Raw genomic sequence first — 15,945 nt, 5'->3', positions numbered from 1 at the left:
AATTTGATGAATCAAAAATAACCAATCATGCCGATTGAAAGCCTAGATTTTTAATTTTTATTACGAAATCATTTCCGAATGTTAAAAATCACACCTAACAACACTAGCGCCATTCCAACATAAACCACCAAATCGTAAGTCTCCCCGAAGATTAAAAAACCAAAGCCTAAAGCATAAATGATCCCAACATAACTCAAACTCGATATTTTAGCGACTTCTGCATTTTGGTAGGCAATAGTCATAAAGTACTGCGCTGTCTGCGTGAAAATTCCTACCAACAATAAATACATCCAATCCCATCCGACTGGAGGAACCCAAACCCAATAGGTCAAAATGGAAGCTACGGGAATAGTGATCATGGGAAAATAGATCATGATAACCAATGGGTGTTCACTATTTTTTAGTTTTCGGATGATATTATAAGCCAGCCCCATAGAAATAGAAGCAATCAAGCCAATAGACAAATCCATCAAGGAAATACGAGGATCAAAGCCTTGAATAACCATGACGCCCAAAAAAGAAACACCAAAATACATGAATTGCCTAGTAGCTACTTTTTCTTTGACAATAAAAATCCCTAGGATACTCGTAAAAATTGGCGCCAGATAATTGATAGTGACAGCACTTGCTAAGGGGATCGCTTGAAGAGTGTAGAAAAAAGCCATTAAACCAATGGAACCCACCACCCCACGGGCAATCAGGAGTTTCTTGTTTGTTCCTAAGATCGGTATAGCACTCTTTTTGAGCACCGAATAGGTGAAAAAGAAACTGAAAATTGATCGAAATAGAATGATTTCTATTGCTGGGATATGAGGAATCATCTTGACAGATACATTCATCAAGGCAAAAAAGAAACCTGCCAATAGCATGTGTACGATACTCTTATTCCCCAAAACTCAAGATGATTTGATGATTGTATGCTAAAGGAAAAATTGATGGATTTGGTTCATAAAAATTAAACCAAAACCTGCATCTACAAACGATTATTGGAAGATAGAATAGCTCCATCCTTCATTGTCAAGGTTCGATCTGCCATCTTGGCTAACTCCTGATTATGCGTGACAATCACAAAGCTTTGCCCAGAGTTTTTTCTTAAAGTGAAAAAAAGTTCGTGTAATGCTTGGGCATTTTTCGTATCCAAATTCCCACTAGGTTCATCGGCAAACACCACTTTGGGATTATTTAATAAAGCCCTTGCTACTGCTACTCTTTGCTGCTCTCCTCCCGAAAGTTCCGATGGCTTGTGGGACAATCGGGATGAAAGTCCAAGCATTGCTGCCAATTCAGCTGTGCGTTTTTGAATATCGCTAAGTTTTTTTCCTGCGATTAATCCTGGAATCCATATATTTTCCTCTGCCGTAAACTCCGGTAATAAGTTATGAAACTGAAATATGAAACCTATATATCGATTACGGAAATCTGCCAGTTGATCCCCTTTGAGTCCTGAGATTTTCTTTCCATCCAAAGTAACTTCCCCAGCATCTGGTTGATCCAACGTGCCTAAAATATGTAGGAGTGTACTCTTCCCTGCTCCAGACGCACCTACAATGGAGACAACCTCACCTTCTTTAATAGTAACATCCACACCCTTAAGCACATGGAGATCTCCGTATTTTTTTTGAATGCCTTTTGCCTCTAACATGAATTACTTTCTAAGCTTTTGATTGACTAACCACTGATGTATTTCTTTTCAAAAATGGGATAATTTTCCCAAAAAGAGCACAGACTTTTTTGAAAAATCGATTGAGAGCGCTTAACTTCGGGCAAAAATTTACAAGGATGAACATACACGAATATCAAGCAAAAGAACTTTTGAAGAGCTACGGGGTTAGAATTCAGGAAGGTATTGTAGCAGATACACCGGAAGCAGCCCTAGAAGCGGCAAAAAAACTTAATGCGGAAACTGGAACCTCCTGGTACGTAATCAAGGCTCAAATCCATGCAGGTGGTAGAGGTAAAGGTAAAGTAAAGGAAACCGGATCTAATGGTGTGGTCCTTGCAAAAAAAATGGAAGATGTTCCAACAAAAGCAGCAGATATCCTTGGTGGTACCTTAGTAACCATTCAAACAGGTGAAGAAGGTAAAAAAGTAAATAAGGTGTTGGTAGCGGAGGATGTATATTATCCCGGTGCTTCTGAGCCTAAAGAATATTATCTATCTATCCTTTTAGACAGGGCAAAAGGTTGCAATGTAATCATGGCTTCTACTGAAGGAGGTATGGATATTGAAGAGGTTGCTGAAAAACATCCTGAGAAAATCATAAAGGAATGGATTGATCCTAAATTAGGTTTGCAAGGCTTCCAGACCAGAAAAGTTGCTTTTAAACTTGGCCTAGAAGGCAATGCATTTAAAGAAATGGTAAAGTTCATCACATCTCTATACAATGCATATGTTGGATCCGACTCTGCTCAATTCGAAATCAATCCGGTATTGAAAACATCCGACGATAAGATTTTGGCAGTTGATGCTAAGGTTAACTTAGATGACAACGCTTTATATAGACAAAAGAATTTAGCTGACTTGAGAGATTTAGCTGAAGAAGATCCTTTGGAAGTAGAGGCTGGCAAATCAGGATTGAATTATGTAAAACTTGACGGTAACGTGGGTTGCATGGTGAATGGTGCTGGTTTGGCCATGGCTACTATGGATATGATCAAATTATCCGGTGGAGAGCCTGCTAACTTCTTAGATGTAGGAGGCGGTGCCAATGCTACCACTGTTGAAGCTGGATTTAGAATCATTTTACAAGACCCTAACGTAAAAGCAATTTTGATCAACGTTTTTGGTGGAATTGTACGTTGTGATAGAATTGCAAATGGAGTAGTGGAAGCTTATAAGTCTATCGGAGATATTCAAGTACCTATCATCGTTCGTCTTCAAGGTACCAATGCTGAAGAAGGTGCTCGAATCATTGATGAGTCTGGCTTGAAAGTTGCTTCTGCCATTACCCTGAAAGAAGCTGCAGAAAAAGTTAGAGCTGCTATTTCTGCCTAAGAATTTGTTGCACCCGTAGTTCAACTGGATAGAATATCGGATTTCGGCTCCGAGGGTTGAGGGTTCGAATCCTTCCGGGTGTACAATTCATTGATTAGCCCTGCATGTGTCCTACATGCAGGGCTTTTTTGTTATGATTTTTATCATCTATGTAATTGATTTTGAACATCTTTTTTCGATAAAATTTACGGTAGCTTTGGGAACAATTAAAACAAAACCCACGAAAGCCATGAAAAAGATACTCATCCCTACTGACTTCTCCTCTTGTGCAAATGCCGCAGTGGATTATGGATTTGCCATCTCAAAAAAGCTTCAAAGCGAGTTATTGTTCCTCCATATCGTCATTACTCCGGTAGATTGGAGTAAATTGAGAAAAGATCAGGAGGAGTTATTTCCTGAAACAAAGGAGAGAATTGCATTAGCTAAAAAACAGTTAACTGACTTAGTTAACAAAGCAGAAAGTGAAGGGCTAAGTGCTAAAAAATTGCTAGTCTTCTATGATGGAAATGAAAAAATACATCACTATGTAAAGTCTGAAAACATTGATTTAGTAATCATGGGATCTCATGGACAATACGGTTTCAAAGAACATGTATTGGGAACAAACACTTATTCAATGATCAGACGTTCTGAAGTCCCTGTTATTATTGTCAAAGAAAACAATACAAAAAGAGATCTACAGACCATCATATTTGCCACCAATTTCAAAGAGGAAACGGGTAAGAGTTTCCAACAAGTGGAACGCTTAGCGGAGTCTTTAAAGGCCAAATTGAAAGTATTGTTTGTAAACACACCTACCTACTTCCTTGAAACTGACGACATCTACCATGTAGGCAAAGAATATTTAAAAGAATTTGCCTCTTATAATCATGATATTGAAATCTATGATGCCTTCAAAGAAGAGCGTGGCATTATTCAATATGCTGCCAAAATCAGTGGTGATGGAATTGCAGCCATTACTTATGGAAAATCTGATTTAATGCAGTACTTCTCCCCAAGTATTACTGAAAATCTGATTGCAATGACAGAATTACCTGTCATCAGCATACGGATCAAAAAATAAAGGAAAAAAGATTAATTGCATTATTCCGGCAGCTTCTTTGGAGCTGCCTTTTTTGATTTATAGACAATAAAAAAGCAGGAGAAATTCCCCTGCCCTTTATATGAAAACTAAACCAACTATTATTTAACTACCACAATTGAAACAAAAATAATACATATTTATAAAAAACAAAATATTTTGGAAAAATCTAATTCACAAACCTATTTTTTATTACTGACTTTGTACAGTATACCCATAGCCAATGCTTGTGAAAACTGAATACCAGGATCCATATCGATGTCATATACATTGATACTTGTAAATGTAACATCCACATATTTAGTGATTTTCGCTATCACGGTAAAATCCAATCGATGGTCTATTGTATTAAATGCCAAGGTTTCATAATTGGCAAATAGTTGATATCGAGAATTGATGGTTAGATTTTCAGAAATCTTTTTATTGTATGTTGCAAACAACTGAAAAGCAAGCCACTCTGTTCTCACATTTTGTCCAATAGGAACTCCATAATTTTCCGGTACATTGATGCTAATTGCAGGATCTGTAACGAAAGTAAATCTAGGAGAAAAAGGAGCAAGACGAAGGGCAAAGTCCTTATTGGGTTTATATTCCAAACCAAAACCCGTAGTCAAAAATGCTGGCGCGAAAAACCCGGAAATAAGTCGGTTTTCAGGGCCAGAAAAATCAAACCCATCAGTAAACTGGGTTATAAAATTCAAAGATGAAAAGTACCCCCACTTATCGTTTATTTTATATCCCACTTTAGAATCAAAAAAAATCCGGTCATTAGATTTCCTAAATTCCTGACCTTCATTTTTTACTACCCCATAAATTAGTTCCAACTGATTATCCCAGGAAAATCTATCTTTAGCGTAGTTGGCTTTACCCGTAGCAATAGAACCAAAAGCTATGGAATTTACTCCACCCGCTTTCCAGTTGCCACTGAATGAGGCTTGATTGAAGTTAAACCCTACACTAAACTCAGAATCCCAATAGGTAGTATCCTTCTCTGCAACAGCAATAGTATCTTCTTGGGCCTGTATATTCCCAAGGATAAACGCAAAGAAAATAAATGTCAAAATCCTTTTCATAATCACAAAATTTTAATTGTTAAAACAGATGTAGGTTTAAATGTATAGGATGAATTTTAAAAATCCACAAAACTTTAAATAAATGTTTTTGCATGGGATTGATTTTTGTAAATAAAACTTTGACAATCAAAAAATCTATATTTACGTTAATTAGGTAAAAAACAGAAAAATGAGAAATCTTATCGTATTCGCTTTTTTTCTTAGTGCCTGCAGCTCCATTGATATATTCAAAGAAAAGATGGAAGTGAGACCTATTCCCTCGTATCAAACCTTTGTAATTGTCAATCAGGAAGCTCGAATCGCTGGGTTTCAGGACAACTTTTTAGATGCGATAGCTGCCAGTGGTCTTCAGAATTTCTTGGAAAACCAAGGAATGGTTTATGACCAAGCTAATCCTGATGTAGTCATTCGCTATACCTCCAATCAGGATCCGAGACAAAAGGAAACCTATAATTATCCCATGATGCCTATGTGGGGCATGCGTGTTTGGGATCCGTGGATGTTTGACCCTATGTGGAACAACCGCATGAACCCTGTTACCACTAGAAATTACGAACTGTTTCAGTTTATCGTAGATTTCATTGATCCAAAACAGGAAAAATTGGTCATACGCATCACAGCCGTAACAGAAACAGCCAATCAAAAGGAAAAACAGAAAAAATTAGAAAAAGCTGTAAATTTAGTAGGCAAAGCTTATATTGAACACACAAACAATCAACCCAAACGATAATGGCAACCGAACGAATTAAATCCCTGAAAGAATTCTATCCTTATTATTTGTCTGAGCATCAAAACCCAACTTGCAGAAGGCTGCATTTTGTGGGAACAGCACTCGTATTTTTTGTACTATTTTTAGCTATTTACATGGCAAATGCATGGATTTTATTGCTGATTCCTGTCATTGGATATGGATTTGCATGGGTTGGACATTTTTTTTATGAAAAGAATAAACCAGCCACTTTTCAGTATCCTTTCTATAGTTTAGCCTCAGATTTCATACTTTTTTACCACCTCTTAATTGGCAAACAGAAGTTTAACCCTGATAATTAAACGTTTATTTCTAAATTATTAGAAAAATCCTATTGTTTTTACAAAACTATATTCTATCTTTGTACATAGATTTTTGCATTTCAAACAAATCAAACTGCATTACGATGTTAAAGATAGTTCTAATTGATGATGACCCAATCAGTACCTTTGTTACTGAGAAGCTGATATCTAAAAATATCACTCATCCACACAAGATTTATAAGTATCAGAGCGCAACAGAAGCTTTGAAAGAAGTTTCCAACATTACCCCTAATGTGTTGTTTTTGGACTTGAATATGCCAGAAATGACTGGATGGGATTTTTTGGAAGAGTTTGAGCCTTCTGACTATAGGCCTGATGTGTATATTTTGAGCAGTTCTGTTGATGAAAGAGATATCAATAAGGCTTCCAATTATTCCTTAGTGAAGCAGTATCTTTCCAAACCATTGATTAAAAAGTACATCAAGAATATTTTTAATTAAGGTTTTTAAAGAACTATCAAACATCATTATTTTTTAATTGTTATATTCATAGCATTAAAATTCTATGAGTATGGCAAGTATTTCGTTAAAATTAATTGAAGCATTCAGGAGAACCATCTCCAAACTAAAAAATAACGCTCCTTATCAATGGGGCCACATGGGCGCCTGCAATTGCGGTAATCTGGCGCAGGAGTTGACACGCTTATCAAAAGCAGAAATACATCAATTTGCCATGCAGAAAAGTGGTGACTGGAACGATCAACTGATTGACTATTGCCCTACTAGCGGTTATCCAATGGATTTGATGATTTCAAAAATGGTGCAAGCAGGGCTAACTATTGATGAACTTAAACATCTGGAACGTTTATCTGATCCGAAAATTCTTCAAAACATCCCTTTCGAACGTCGAGAAAAAATGGAAAAAAACAGGAAAGAAGATGTAATTTTATATATGGAAACTTGGGCTGATATGCTAGAAAATGAGTGGCTTAACCAAAATCCTATTACGCTTGAAGAAATAAATAAAAAAAATATCCCCTCAAAAGTATTGGCTTAAATACATATTTTGACGTATTTAGCGGCATACAAACCAAATTGTAACGAATACTAAAATCATTATCACACTATGGAGGAATTAGATGACGATTTCGACGAGTTCGATGACTTTGAAGAGGATGAGTTCGCAGAGGATTTCCAAGACGAAGTCTATGATGCAGATGAAGAAAACGAAATGATTGATGATAATTTCGTAGACTTCGATGATGACGACGACTTTGATGATGATTTCGACGACGATGACTTTGATGACTTCGATGACGAAATCGATTAATCAAAAGAGCAGCGGATACTTATTTCGCTGCTTTTTATTTTAAAGGCTTTGAAGGAAAGTGCAACCGCCTTATCTTTGAGACGTTTAAAAAAAGAGAAAACTATTAAACAGTCATAACATGTTACTACAAATTTTCAGTTCTCCAATTGCGTCAGGAGCTCAGCTATTCTTGTTGATCGTTTGTATCCTTGTAGGATTAGGTGCAGGACTTTCAGCCATAGATTTCAGAAACACCGTCTCCAAAAAAGACGAAGAATAAAAAAAGGAGGTTTTTCCTCCTTTTTTTATTCTTTCCATCAATGCACATTTCCCATCATTTTTCGAATAGGTTTGCTGAGTAAGAGTAAGAGCAAACCTGTCCCAACAGTTGTAGCTACAATCATTAAATATTGACTAGGCATCTGCGCCAAAGCTTCATCTGTACCCCCACTTGCTTCACCTGCAATCAATCCGGCAATTAGATTGCCCAAAGAAACTGACAAGAACCAAATACCCATCATCTGACCACCGTATTGTGCAGGAGCCAGTTTAGTCACCAAACTCAAGCCTACAGGACTTAAACTCAGTTCTCCAAAAGTATGTAGCATGTAGGTAAAAATCAGCCAAGTGGGAGCTGCTAAATCTCCGGATGCAGCAATTTTCGCAGCAAAATACATAACTAAGAAACCCATCCCTAATAACAATAATCCAAATGCAAACTTTAATGGAGAGCTAGGCTCCAAATTCCTTCTGCCTAACCACACCCACATAGCACCAAAAAAGGGAGCAAAAAGGATGATAAACATGGAGTTTACAGATTGAAAGTATCCGGCAGGAATTTCCCATCCAAACAAATCCCGATCTGTAAAGCGCTCTGCAAATAAGTTCAATGTGGAACCCGCCTGTTCGAAACCCGACCAAAACAAGGCGGAGAATAAAAACAGAATCGCAATTACTCCTACTTTCTTTTGATCTGCCAAATCCAGCCCTCCGAAGAAAATCACATATCCTAAATAAAGGACTGCCACTGCAGCAATAATATTACCTGATGCTTTAGCAATCACTGTAACATCAATCGGGATAACTCCTAAAAAGAATAGTAATAAAACAAAAACAAAGACCGCTCCAACCATTAAAATGGTTCGTTGAAGTCTTTCTTTATTCCGAAGTTCCTCTGAGGTCACAAAAGAAACTTCTTCTCCATAGCCATGAAGGCTTCCCCCTGTCAGCTTATATTGTATCAAGCCTATAACCATTCCCAATCCTGCTAAGCCAAAACCTAAATGCCAATCATAAATTGCCATAGTACTACAAGCAATTGGCGCAATAAAGGCCCCAATATTGATACCCATATAAAAAATTGAAAATCCTGCATCTCTTTTGGAGCTACCCGAAGGGTACAATTGCCCAACGATGGAGCTGATATTTGGCTTAAGCAAGCCAGTTCCCAAGACAATTAATATCAATCCTAAGAAAAAAGAGTTGGTATCTAAAGCTGTCAAGGATTCTTTTACTCCAGGTTCTGGAGATATCCAAGCCATCAAACCTGGCAAAGCCATCGTAAAGTGTCCCAAAGCAATAATTATCCCTCCGTACCAAACTGACTTTTTCAACCCTAGCAAACGGTCTGCAAACCAACCACCTGGCAGAGCAAATAGATATACTCCCATGGTATACAGTCCATAGATAGCACCGGAGGTCTTGTCATCAAAACCCAAGCCTCCATCAGCGATAGCAGCAGTCATAAAAAGGATCAAGAGTGCCCGCATTCCATAGTAGCTAAAGCGCTCCCACATTTCTGTGAAAAACAAAGTCATCAATCCTTTGGGATGGCCAAACAGCGTTGGGCCCGGAAACAAATCAAGTTGTTGATTTTTCATTCAGTGTAGTAAGTAATTTTGTGCCTATACTTTCAATTCGTTATACTTACAATGATAAGATTTTTTTCTCGCTTCCACACACAGCTCAACATAAATCCATTTTCATTAGTAAGCCTCATGATTTTTTAAAAAAACTCAATCAAAACAAGGAGATTTTTGAAATTATAATAGCTATATTATCTTAGCAATATTTATTTTCGAAATCGATTGAAAAGCAAAAAAAAGGACTTTTTGCACAGTGTAGAAATAATTTTATCTCTATCTTTGGAGCTTCATTTGCACAGCTATCCTTTTTATGGAAACACAAGATTTAATCCTACAAAATCCAACCCAAGCACTATCTTCTTTAGGAATCCAAACTAGCAAACAGGTATTTTGGAACCTTACACCTGCCGAATTGGTAGAACATGCACTTCAAAATGGAGAAGGCACACTGACCGATGTAGGTGCATTAATGGCCGATACAGGTGAATTTACCGGAAGATCTCCAAAAGACAGATTCGTTGTCCTTGATGATCATACCAAGGACTCTGTATGGTGGGGAGACATCAATATCCCTTTTGAAGAAGAAAAATTTGATCTTCTTTTGGGTAAAATGCTTAACTTCTTGAAAGATAAAAACCTATACACGAGGCAAGCATTTGCAGGGGTTGATTCACGTTACCGATTAAATTTGACGGTTGTCAATACGCTAGCATGGCACAATTTATTTTGCAATAATATGTTTCTCCGCCCTTCTGCGGAAGAACTTCAACACTTCAACAGTGACTTTACGATCATCTGTGCACCGGAATTTGAAGCCGACCCAACAGTAGATGGTACCAGACAAAAAAACTTTGCCATCATCAACTTTAGCAAACGCATGCTTTTGATCGGAGGCACTGCTTATGCAGGTGAAATGAAAAAGGGGATTTTCTCTATTTTGAATTATATCCTACCTCATGAACATAAGGTATTGTCTATGCACTGCTCTGCCAATCTTGGCAAAGATGGAGACACAGCTGTATTTTTTGGCTTGTCTGGTACAGGAAAAACTACCCTTTCGGCAGATCCAAAAAGAGCGCTTATCGGCGATGATGAGCATGCATGGACTGAAGACTCAATTTTCAATTTCGAAGGCGGATGCTATGCTAAAGTAATCGACTTAAGTCGTGAGAAGGAACCACAGATCTGGGACGCTATTAAATTTGGCGCAATTGTAGAAAACACACGATTCTATCCAGGCACAAGAACAGTGGACTACAGCAACAAAGAAGTAACGGAAAACACCCGTACTTCCTACCCTATTGATCATATTTCGAATGCTTTGATTCCCTCGGAAGCAGGCATTCCCAAAAATATCTTCTTTTTAACAGCAGATGCTTTTGGAGTGATTCCTCCTATTTCCAAGCTAAACAAGAGTCAGGCTATGTATCACTTTATTTCAGGATATACTGCCAAGGTAGCAGGTACGGAAGTAGGGATTACAGAGCCTAAAACAACCTTTTCCGCATGTTTTGGAGCTGCTTTCTTACCATTGCACCCAACACAGTACGCCGCTTTATTTGGCGAGAAGATGGAAAAACACCAAGTGAATGTTTGGTTGGTAAATACTGGTTGGACAGGAGGGCCATATGGCATTGGTAATCGCATGAAATTGGCATATACCCGCGCCATGATTACCGCTGCCCTAGAAGGCGCCTTAGACAATGTAGGCTACCGTACACATAGTGTCTTTGGAGTGGGCATTCCTGAGACCTGTCCAAATGTTCCGGATGAAGTTTTAAGTCCACGAGCAACTTGGGATGATAAAGAAGCGTATGATAAAAAGGCACGTGAATTAGGTGCAGCTTTTATTCAAAATTTTGAAAAGTATAAAGACTTTGCCAGCGAGGATATCCTGGCAGGAGCTCCAAACCTATAAAATCTAACTCTTTTCCGAGTTATAAACCCAAACTGAAAGGCACTAGTAATAGTGCCTTTTTTGATTTCACCCCAACTGGGGTATTTTTTTTAGTCTTAATTTATGCTTTGGATTACTTTTCGACGATTTAGTTTATGATAGGCTAAAGTATCGTATTTGGAAAGATCATGAATTACGGGACCTAATTGAACACTTTAAAATCCATCAATTTTATCACTCAATCAGCTATTGAATTGGCAATTACATCCATCATTATTTCAGTATTCGTTCTCATCCGTCACATGACACAACGAAAGAAAAGTATGGATTCAGCATATCAGGGTATGATTATGTCTGATGAAAATTTCAAAAAATTTATGATCGGGGAGAAAAACAAAGAACAGAGTGCCATAAGTCTTTCCAAAACCCAAGAAATCTGACTATTTTTGTACAAAATTTTATCGCATGAAAACAGCAGAAATACATACAGCAAAAGGAGTTATGAAAGTAGAGTTTTATGAGAAAGATGCTCCTAAGACGGTTGAAAACTTTGTAACACTAGCTCAAAAAGGCTTTTATGATGGACTTACCTTCCATAGAGTCATCCCTAATTTCGTAATCCAGGGTGGCTGTCCTATCGGTAATGGAGCTGGAGGACCTGGTTATAAAATCGACTGTGAACTAAAAGGTGATAATCAATACCATGACCGAGGTGTATTGTCGATGGCGCATGCAGGTAGAAACACCGGTGGTTCCCAGTTTTTTATCTGTCACAGCCGTACCAATACCAGTCATTTGGATAGAAACCATACTTGCTTTGGAAAAGTAGTAGAAGGTTTGGAAGTAATTGATGCGATCAGGGCAGGAGATGTGATTGAAAAAATCGTAGTAAATGAAGCATAATTGAGATTGCTCAACCATATATGTCAATAAAATAAAAACCTAGGTTTCACCGCCTAGGTTTTTTTAATTTTGTATTTTTTCCTGTTTATCCAAATAATGAGCCGGCTATAGTTGCCGTCATCAAACAAGCCAAAGTGGCTGCCAACAAGGCTCGCATACCCAATTTGGAGAGATTGCCTTGCTGATTAGGAGCAATACTCCCAATTCCTCCTACCTGTATTGCGATTGAACTGAAGTTTGAAAAACCACAAAGGGCGTAGGTAGCAATGACCACGGATTTGGGTGATAAGGTATCAGCCATTTTCATCTCTGCCAAACTCAAATAGGCGACAAACTCATTGATAACAGTTTTTTGTCCAAGTAAAGAACCTACCTGTAAAGTTTCACTCCATTCCACACCAATCACCCAAGCGAAAGCTCTAAAGATATTCCCTAAGATATATTCCAATGAAAATCCTGAAAACTGTCCGTTGGTACTACTAATGACCCAAGCGTTTAACCCTGTATACTCTCCAATGACTCCTGATAAAATATAATTGAGCGCAGCAATCACAGCTATAAAGGCAAGCAGCATCCCTCCTACATTTAATGCCAACTTCAATCCCTCAGAAGCTCCTATGGACATGGCATCGATCAGGTTTACCCCCATATTTTCCTGACTAACCTCTAATTTGTCATTCACAACTTCCTTATCGGTCTCAGGTATCATAATCTTAGACATAACAATAGCAGCTGGAGCATTCATGATACTTGCTCCCAGTAGATACGCAGCAAACTTAGTCTGCTCTTCCAAGCTATCTCCACCCAAAAACGCAACATATCCGGCTAGTACCCCACCTGCAATGGTAGCCATCCCTCCTGTCATCAAACACATGAGTTCGGAGCGAGTCATCGTTGGAATAAATGGACGGACCAACAAGGGTGCTTCTGTTTGTCCCAAGAATATATTTCCCGCTGCAGATAAACTTTCAGGGCCTGAGAGTCTCATGGTACGTGACATGATCCATGCAATCCCATAAACCACTTTTTGCAAAACACCTAAATAGTATAGTCCTGATGAAACGGTAGAAAAAAATATAATGGTCGGCAATACCTTGAATGCGAAAATAAATCCAAAGGTATTGGTCGCTAAATCACCAAATATAAAAATTGCTCCATCCTCTGAGAAACTCAGAAACTTTACAAAAGCCTCACTGACAGCTGAAAATATGCGTGCTACAAATTCAACTTTTGTGATTAAAAAACCAAATATAGCTTGTAAGATGACTCCTATGCCAACAAGTCTCCAATCCACAGCCCGTTTGTTGGCCGAAAAAAGGAAGGCTACTGCAAGTAGTACTACAATACCAATCAGACCTCTGAAATAATCCATGGGCGATATACCTAAGTGTTGGGTTTAAATGCTAGGTTGTAAATAAAACAAGTAAGCCTGGCAATTTACCAGGCCTACATATTAGTTTCTTCTATTGATTTCATCCCTGATTCTTGCGGCCCGCTCATAATCCTCATCATGAATGGCCTTTTCAAGCAACTGATTGAGTTTATCCAAACTGAAGTCCTTTAAAGCGTCCGAACTTTTGGACGAACTCGTTTTTCTGGACGGCACAGGTTTGGATTCTTCTTGTCTTCTTTCCTCCTCATCATTGGACTCCAACCCTGCTTCTTCCATCACTTTTGGTGCACAAAAAACTGGTGAGTCAAATCGAACTGCGATAGCAATCGCATCAGAAGGACGTGAGTCTATTTCAACCAATTTAGAACTTGTACGACAGACAATTTTCGCGTAGAAAACTCCCTCTCGCATATCAGAGATCAATATATGGTCAATACTGAAATTGAAATTACTGGAAAAAGACTTAAATAAATCGTGCGTCATTGGACGATTAGGGATGATTTTCTCTATCTCAATCGCTATCGCTTGTGCTTCAAACATCCCAATGACTATCGGTAAACGTCTCGTACCTCCTACTTCTCCCATCACGAGTGTAAATGACCCTGACTGTGAATGATTGGAAGTCAACCCAAGAATTTCAAGTTCAATCGCTTGATCCACGCTAATTATTTTAATGCTTTAACTGCTTCTGTCAATCTAGGTAAAACTTCAAAAGCATCCCCAACAATACCGTAGTCAGCTGCCTTGAAAAATGGCGCCTCAGGGTCTTTGTTGATTACAACAATACACTTTGAAGAATTTACGCCTGCAAGATGTTGAATAGCTCCCGAAATTCCAACAGCAACATACAAAGTTGGAGCAACTTTCACACCTGTTTGTCCAACATGCTCGTGGTGAGGCCTCCAACCGATGTCAGAAACTGGCTTGGAACAACCCGTTGCAGCACCCAACTCTTTGGCCAATGATTCGATCATGCCCCAGTTTTCAGGTCCTTTTAAACCTCTACCACCTGAAACCACAAAATCTGCTTCTGGAAGCAAAATGTCCCCTTCAGCTTTATCTGTTGCAGTGATTTTTCCAGCAAAATCAGCATCTGAAAGATTTACACTGACAGCCTCTACAACAGCTGTTGTACCATCTGTTTTTAGGTCTACCGCATTTTTCTTAACAGCGAGAATTTTATGTTCTTTTGTTACTTCTGTAACTGCGAATGCCTTTCCAGTGTAAATACTTCTTTTTACCTGATAACCAGAAGAAGTTTCTGGCAATTCTACCACATTGGAGACCAAAGCTGCATTTAGTTTAACAGCCAAACGGGCTGCAACAGCATCTCCTAAAGACGATTTTGCTAATACTAAAGTGCTTGCGCCTACATTATTATAGACCACTGCAACTGCAGATGCGTGTGCCTGAATAATTCCTGCGGTCAATCGCTCATCTGCCACATGCAATACTTTGGACGCACCAGCAGTACCAGCTTTGGCCAACTCATCATTGGCAATGCTTCCCAATCCGACTGCTACCACATCACCTGCTCCTAATTTATCTGATAAGGCTTTTGCGTAAGAAACTGCCTCTAAACTTGATTTTTTTACAGCACCATCTGCGTGCTCAAGATATACTAATACACTCATGTTCTTATTTTTTCGGGTTAAAGGATTAAAGCACTTTGGCTTCATTTTTCAACAACTTCACTAACTCTTCTACATTATCTTTATCAATCAGCTTCACAGCACCTTTGGCAGGAGGCAATTGGAAAGTACTCACGGAAGTAGCTACCTCATCACTCACAGGATCTACTACCTGCAAAGGCTTGGTTCTCGCCGACATGATGCCTCTCATGTTAGGAATTTTCCACTCAGCAATCGGCTCTTGACAACCTGCAATCAATGGTAATTTCGCTTCAACTTGCTCTTTTCCACCTTCGATTTCTCTGGCCATCTTTACCGTATCACCATCGATTTCTAACTTCATCACAGGGGAGAAAGAAGGCATGCCTAAAATCTCTCCTACCATCCCATGTACCATTCCACCATTAAAATCGATGGATTCACGACCCATCAAAATCAAATCGTACCCATTGGATTTAGCGATATGGGCAATCTGATTAGCCACAAAAAGAGAATCTGTTGGATGGGCATTGACACGGATAGCATCGTCAGCACCAATAGCCAATGCTTTTCTTAATGTTGGTTCAGTATCTGCTTCACCTACATTTAAAACAGTTAAACTTCCACCAGTTTGTTCTTTCAACTCCACTGCTCTAGCCAAAGCATAATCATCGTACGGGCCAATAATGAATTGAACACCGTTTTTATCAAACTTGGTATTATTGTCAGTAAACTGGATTTTGGATGTGGTATCCGGTACGTGTGTTATACAAACTAGTATCTTCATTATGTATATTTGGATTGATTATT

19 protein-coding genes and 1 tRNA gene are annotated in these 15,945 nt (G+C 38.6%); 12 read left to right on the top strand and 8 right to left on the bottom strand.

Features of this window, described 5'->3' with window-relative positions; genetic code table 11:
- Positions 1–68: 68 nt before the first annotated feature.
- Together ACXIUD_RS15420 and ACXIUD_RS15415 are read right to left on the bottom strand one after the other, a co-directional pair.
- The gene (locus tag ACXIUD_RS15420) at positions 69–869 is read right to left on the bottom strand and encodes a DMT family transporter (protein WP_458053780.1); all 801 of its coding nucleotides are present in this window, start codon (positions 867–869) and stop codon (positions 69–71) included.
- A 104-nt stretch (positions 870–973) separates the two neighbouring features.
- Positions 974–1,642 carry an ABC transporter ATP-binding protein gene (locus ACXIUD_RS15415; RefSeq protein WP_458053538.1) on the bottom strand — a complete coding sequence of 223 codons (669 nt, stop codon included), beginning with the start codon at positions 1,640–1,642 and terminating at the stop codon, positions 974–976.
- A gap of 137 nt (positions 1,643–1,779) precedes the next feature.
- Here ACXIUD_RS15415 and sucC point away from each other — a divergent pair, with 137 nt between their 5' ends.
- The 3 genes from sucC to ACXIUD_RS15400 all read left to right on the top strand — a co-directional run bounded on the left by sucC (position 1,780) and on the right by ACXIUD_RS15400 (position 4,057).
- Positions 1,780–2,994, top strand: coding sequence for an ADP-forming succinate--CoA ligase subunit beta (gene sucC / locus ACXIUD_RS15410; protein WP_458053537.1), 1,215 nt, complete (start codon positions 1,780–1,782; stop codon positions 2,992–2,994).
- A gap of 9 nt (positions 2,995–3,003) precedes the next feature.
- Positions 3,004–3,077 (top strand) — tRNA-Arg (locus tag ACXIUD_RS15405).
- Positions 3,078–3,223: 146 nt separating this feature from the next.
- Positions 3,224–4,057: a universal stress protein gene (locus ACXIUD_RS15400; protein WP_458053536.1), complete on the top strand. Its 834-nt coding sequence runs from the start codon at positions 3,224–3,226 to the stop codon at positions 4,055–4,057.
- Between the two features lie 200 nt (positions 4,058–4,257).
- Here the strand turns inward: ACXIUD_RS15400 and ACXIUD_RS15395 are convergent, their stop codons facing one another.
- Positions 4,258–5,148: a DUF3078 domain-containing protein gene (locus ACXIUD_RS15395; protein WP_458053535.1), complete on the bottom strand. Its 891-nt coding sequence runs from the start codon at positions 5,146–5,148 to the stop codon at positions 4,258–4,260.
- 169 nt (positions 5,149–5,317) lie between these two features.
- Between ACXIUD_RS15395 and ACXIUD_RS15390 the strand changes: the two genes are divergently transcribed.
- From ACXIUD_RS15390 to ACXIUD_RS15365, 6 genes are all read left to right on the top strand, one after another.
- Positions 5,318–5,878, top strand: coding sequence for a DUF4136 domain-containing protein (locus ACXIUD_RS15390; RefSeq protein WP_458053534.1), 561 nt, complete (start codon positions 5,318–5,320; stop codon positions 5,876–5,878).
- Complete coding sequence (locus tag ACXIUD_RS15385) at positions 5,878–6,198, top strand: Mpo1-like protein (protein ID WP_458053533.1); 321 nt, start codon at positions 5,878–5,880, stop codon at positions 6,196–6,198. Before ACXIUD_RS15390 ends, ACXIUD_RS15385 begins: the two co-directional genes overlap by 1 nt.
- A 104-nt stretch (positions 6,199–6,302) precedes the next feature.
- Complete coding sequence (locus ACXIUD_RS15380) at positions 6,303–6,659, top strand: response regulator (protein WP_458053532.1); 357 nt, start codon at positions 6,303–6,305, stop codon at positions 6,657–6,659.
- A gap of 70 nt (positions 6,660–6,729) precedes the next feature.
- On the top strand, positions 6,730–7,215 hold the full coding sequence (locus tag ACXIUD_RS15375) for a hypothetical protein (RefSeq protein ID WP_458053531.1): 486 nt from the start codon (positions 6,730–6,732) through the stop codon (positions 7,213–7,215).
- Positions 7,216–7,284: 69 nt separating this feature from the next.
- The gene (locus tag ACXIUD_RS15370; protein WP_458053530.1) at positions 7,285–7,488 is read left to right on the top strand and encodes a hypothetical protein; all 204 of its coding nucleotides are present in this window, start codon (positions 7,285–7,287) and stop codon (positions 7,486–7,488) included.
- Positions 7,489–7,606: 118 nt separating this feature from the next.
- Positions 7,607–7,747 carry a hypothetical protein gene (locus ACXIUD_RS15365; RefSeq protein WP_458053529.1) on the top strand — a complete coding sequence of 47 codons (141 nt, stop codon included), beginning with the start codon at positions 7,607–7,609 and terminating at the stop codon, positions 7,745–7,747.
- Between the two features lie 37 nt (positions 7,748–7,784).
- On the opposite strand, the gene ACXIUD_RS15360 is transcribed toward ACXIUD_RS15365, so the two are convergent.
- Complete coding sequence (locus ACXIUD_RS15360; RefSeq protein WP_458053528.1) at positions 7,785–9,347, bottom strand: peptide MFS transporter; 1,563 nt, start codon at positions 9,345–9,347, stop codon at positions 7,785–7,787.
- A gap of 295 nt (positions 9,348–9,642) precedes the next feature.
- Between ACXIUD_RS15360 and pckA the strand changes: the two genes are divergently transcribed.
- The 3 genes from pckA (at position 9,643) to ACXIUD_RS15345 (ending at position 12,132) form a co-directional block, all read left to right on the top strand.
- Positions 9,643–11,250, top strand: a complete 1,608-nt coding sequence (gene pckA, locus ACXIUD_RS15355) for a phosphoenolpyruvate carboxykinase (ATP) (RefSeq protein ID WP_458053527.1) — start codon at positions 9,643–9,645, stop codon at positions 11,248–11,250.
- 185 nt (positions 11,251–11,435) lie between these two features.
- On the top strand, positions 11,436–11,669 hold the full coding sequence (locus ACXIUD_RS15350; protein WP_458053526.1) for a hypothetical protein: 234 nt from the start codon (positions 11,436–11,438) through the stop codon (positions 11,667–11,669).
- A gap of 25 nt (positions 11,670–11,694) precedes the next feature.
- Complete coding sequence (locus ACXIUD_RS15345; protein ID WP_458053525.1) at positions 11,695–12,132, top strand: peptidylprolyl isomerase; 438 nt, start codon at positions 11,695–11,697, stop codon at positions 12,130–12,132.
- 85 nt (positions 12,133–12,217) lie between these two features.
- Here the strand turns inward: ACXIUD_RS15345 and ACXIUD_RS15340 are convergent, their stop codons facing one another.
- The 4 genes from ACXIUD_RS15340 to ACXIUD_RS15325 all read right to left on the bottom strand — a co-directional run bounded on the left by ACXIUD_RS15340 (position 12,218) and on the right by ACXIUD_RS15325 (position 15,922).
- A complete protein-coding gene (locus tag ACXIUD_RS15340) occupies positions 12,218–13,504 on the bottom strand; it encodes a NupC/NupG family nucleoside CNT transporter (protein WP_458053524.1) in 1,287 nt (428 codons plus the stop codon).
- Between the two features lie 81 nt (positions 13,505–13,585).
- Complete coding sequence (locus tag ACXIUD_RS15335; RefSeq protein WP_458053523.1) at positions 13,586–14,185, bottom strand: bifunctional nuclease domain-containing protein; 600 nt, start codon at positions 14,183–14,185, stop codon at positions 13,586–13,588.
- Between the two features lie 5 nt (positions 14,186–14,190).
- Positions 14,191–15,159, bottom strand: a complete 969-nt coding sequence (locus ACXIUD_RS15330; protein WP_458053522.1) for an electron transfer flavoprotein subunit alpha/FixB family protein — start codon at positions 15,157–15,159, stop codon at positions 14,191–14,193.
- Positions 15,160–15,184: 25 nt separating this feature from the next.
- Positions 15,185–15,922: an electron transfer flavoprotein subunit beta/FixA family protein gene (locus ACXIUD_RS15325; RefSeq protein WP_458053521.1), complete on the bottom strand. Its 738-nt coding sequence runs from the start codon at positions 15,920–15,922 to the stop codon at positions 15,185–15,187.
- Between the last annotated feature and the right edge of the window lie 23 nt (positions 15,923–15,945).

The sequence above is a fragment of the Mongoliitalea sp. genome (genome assembly GCF_054166905.1).
This window is presented reverse-complemented; position numbering and strand designations above follow the sequence as displayed.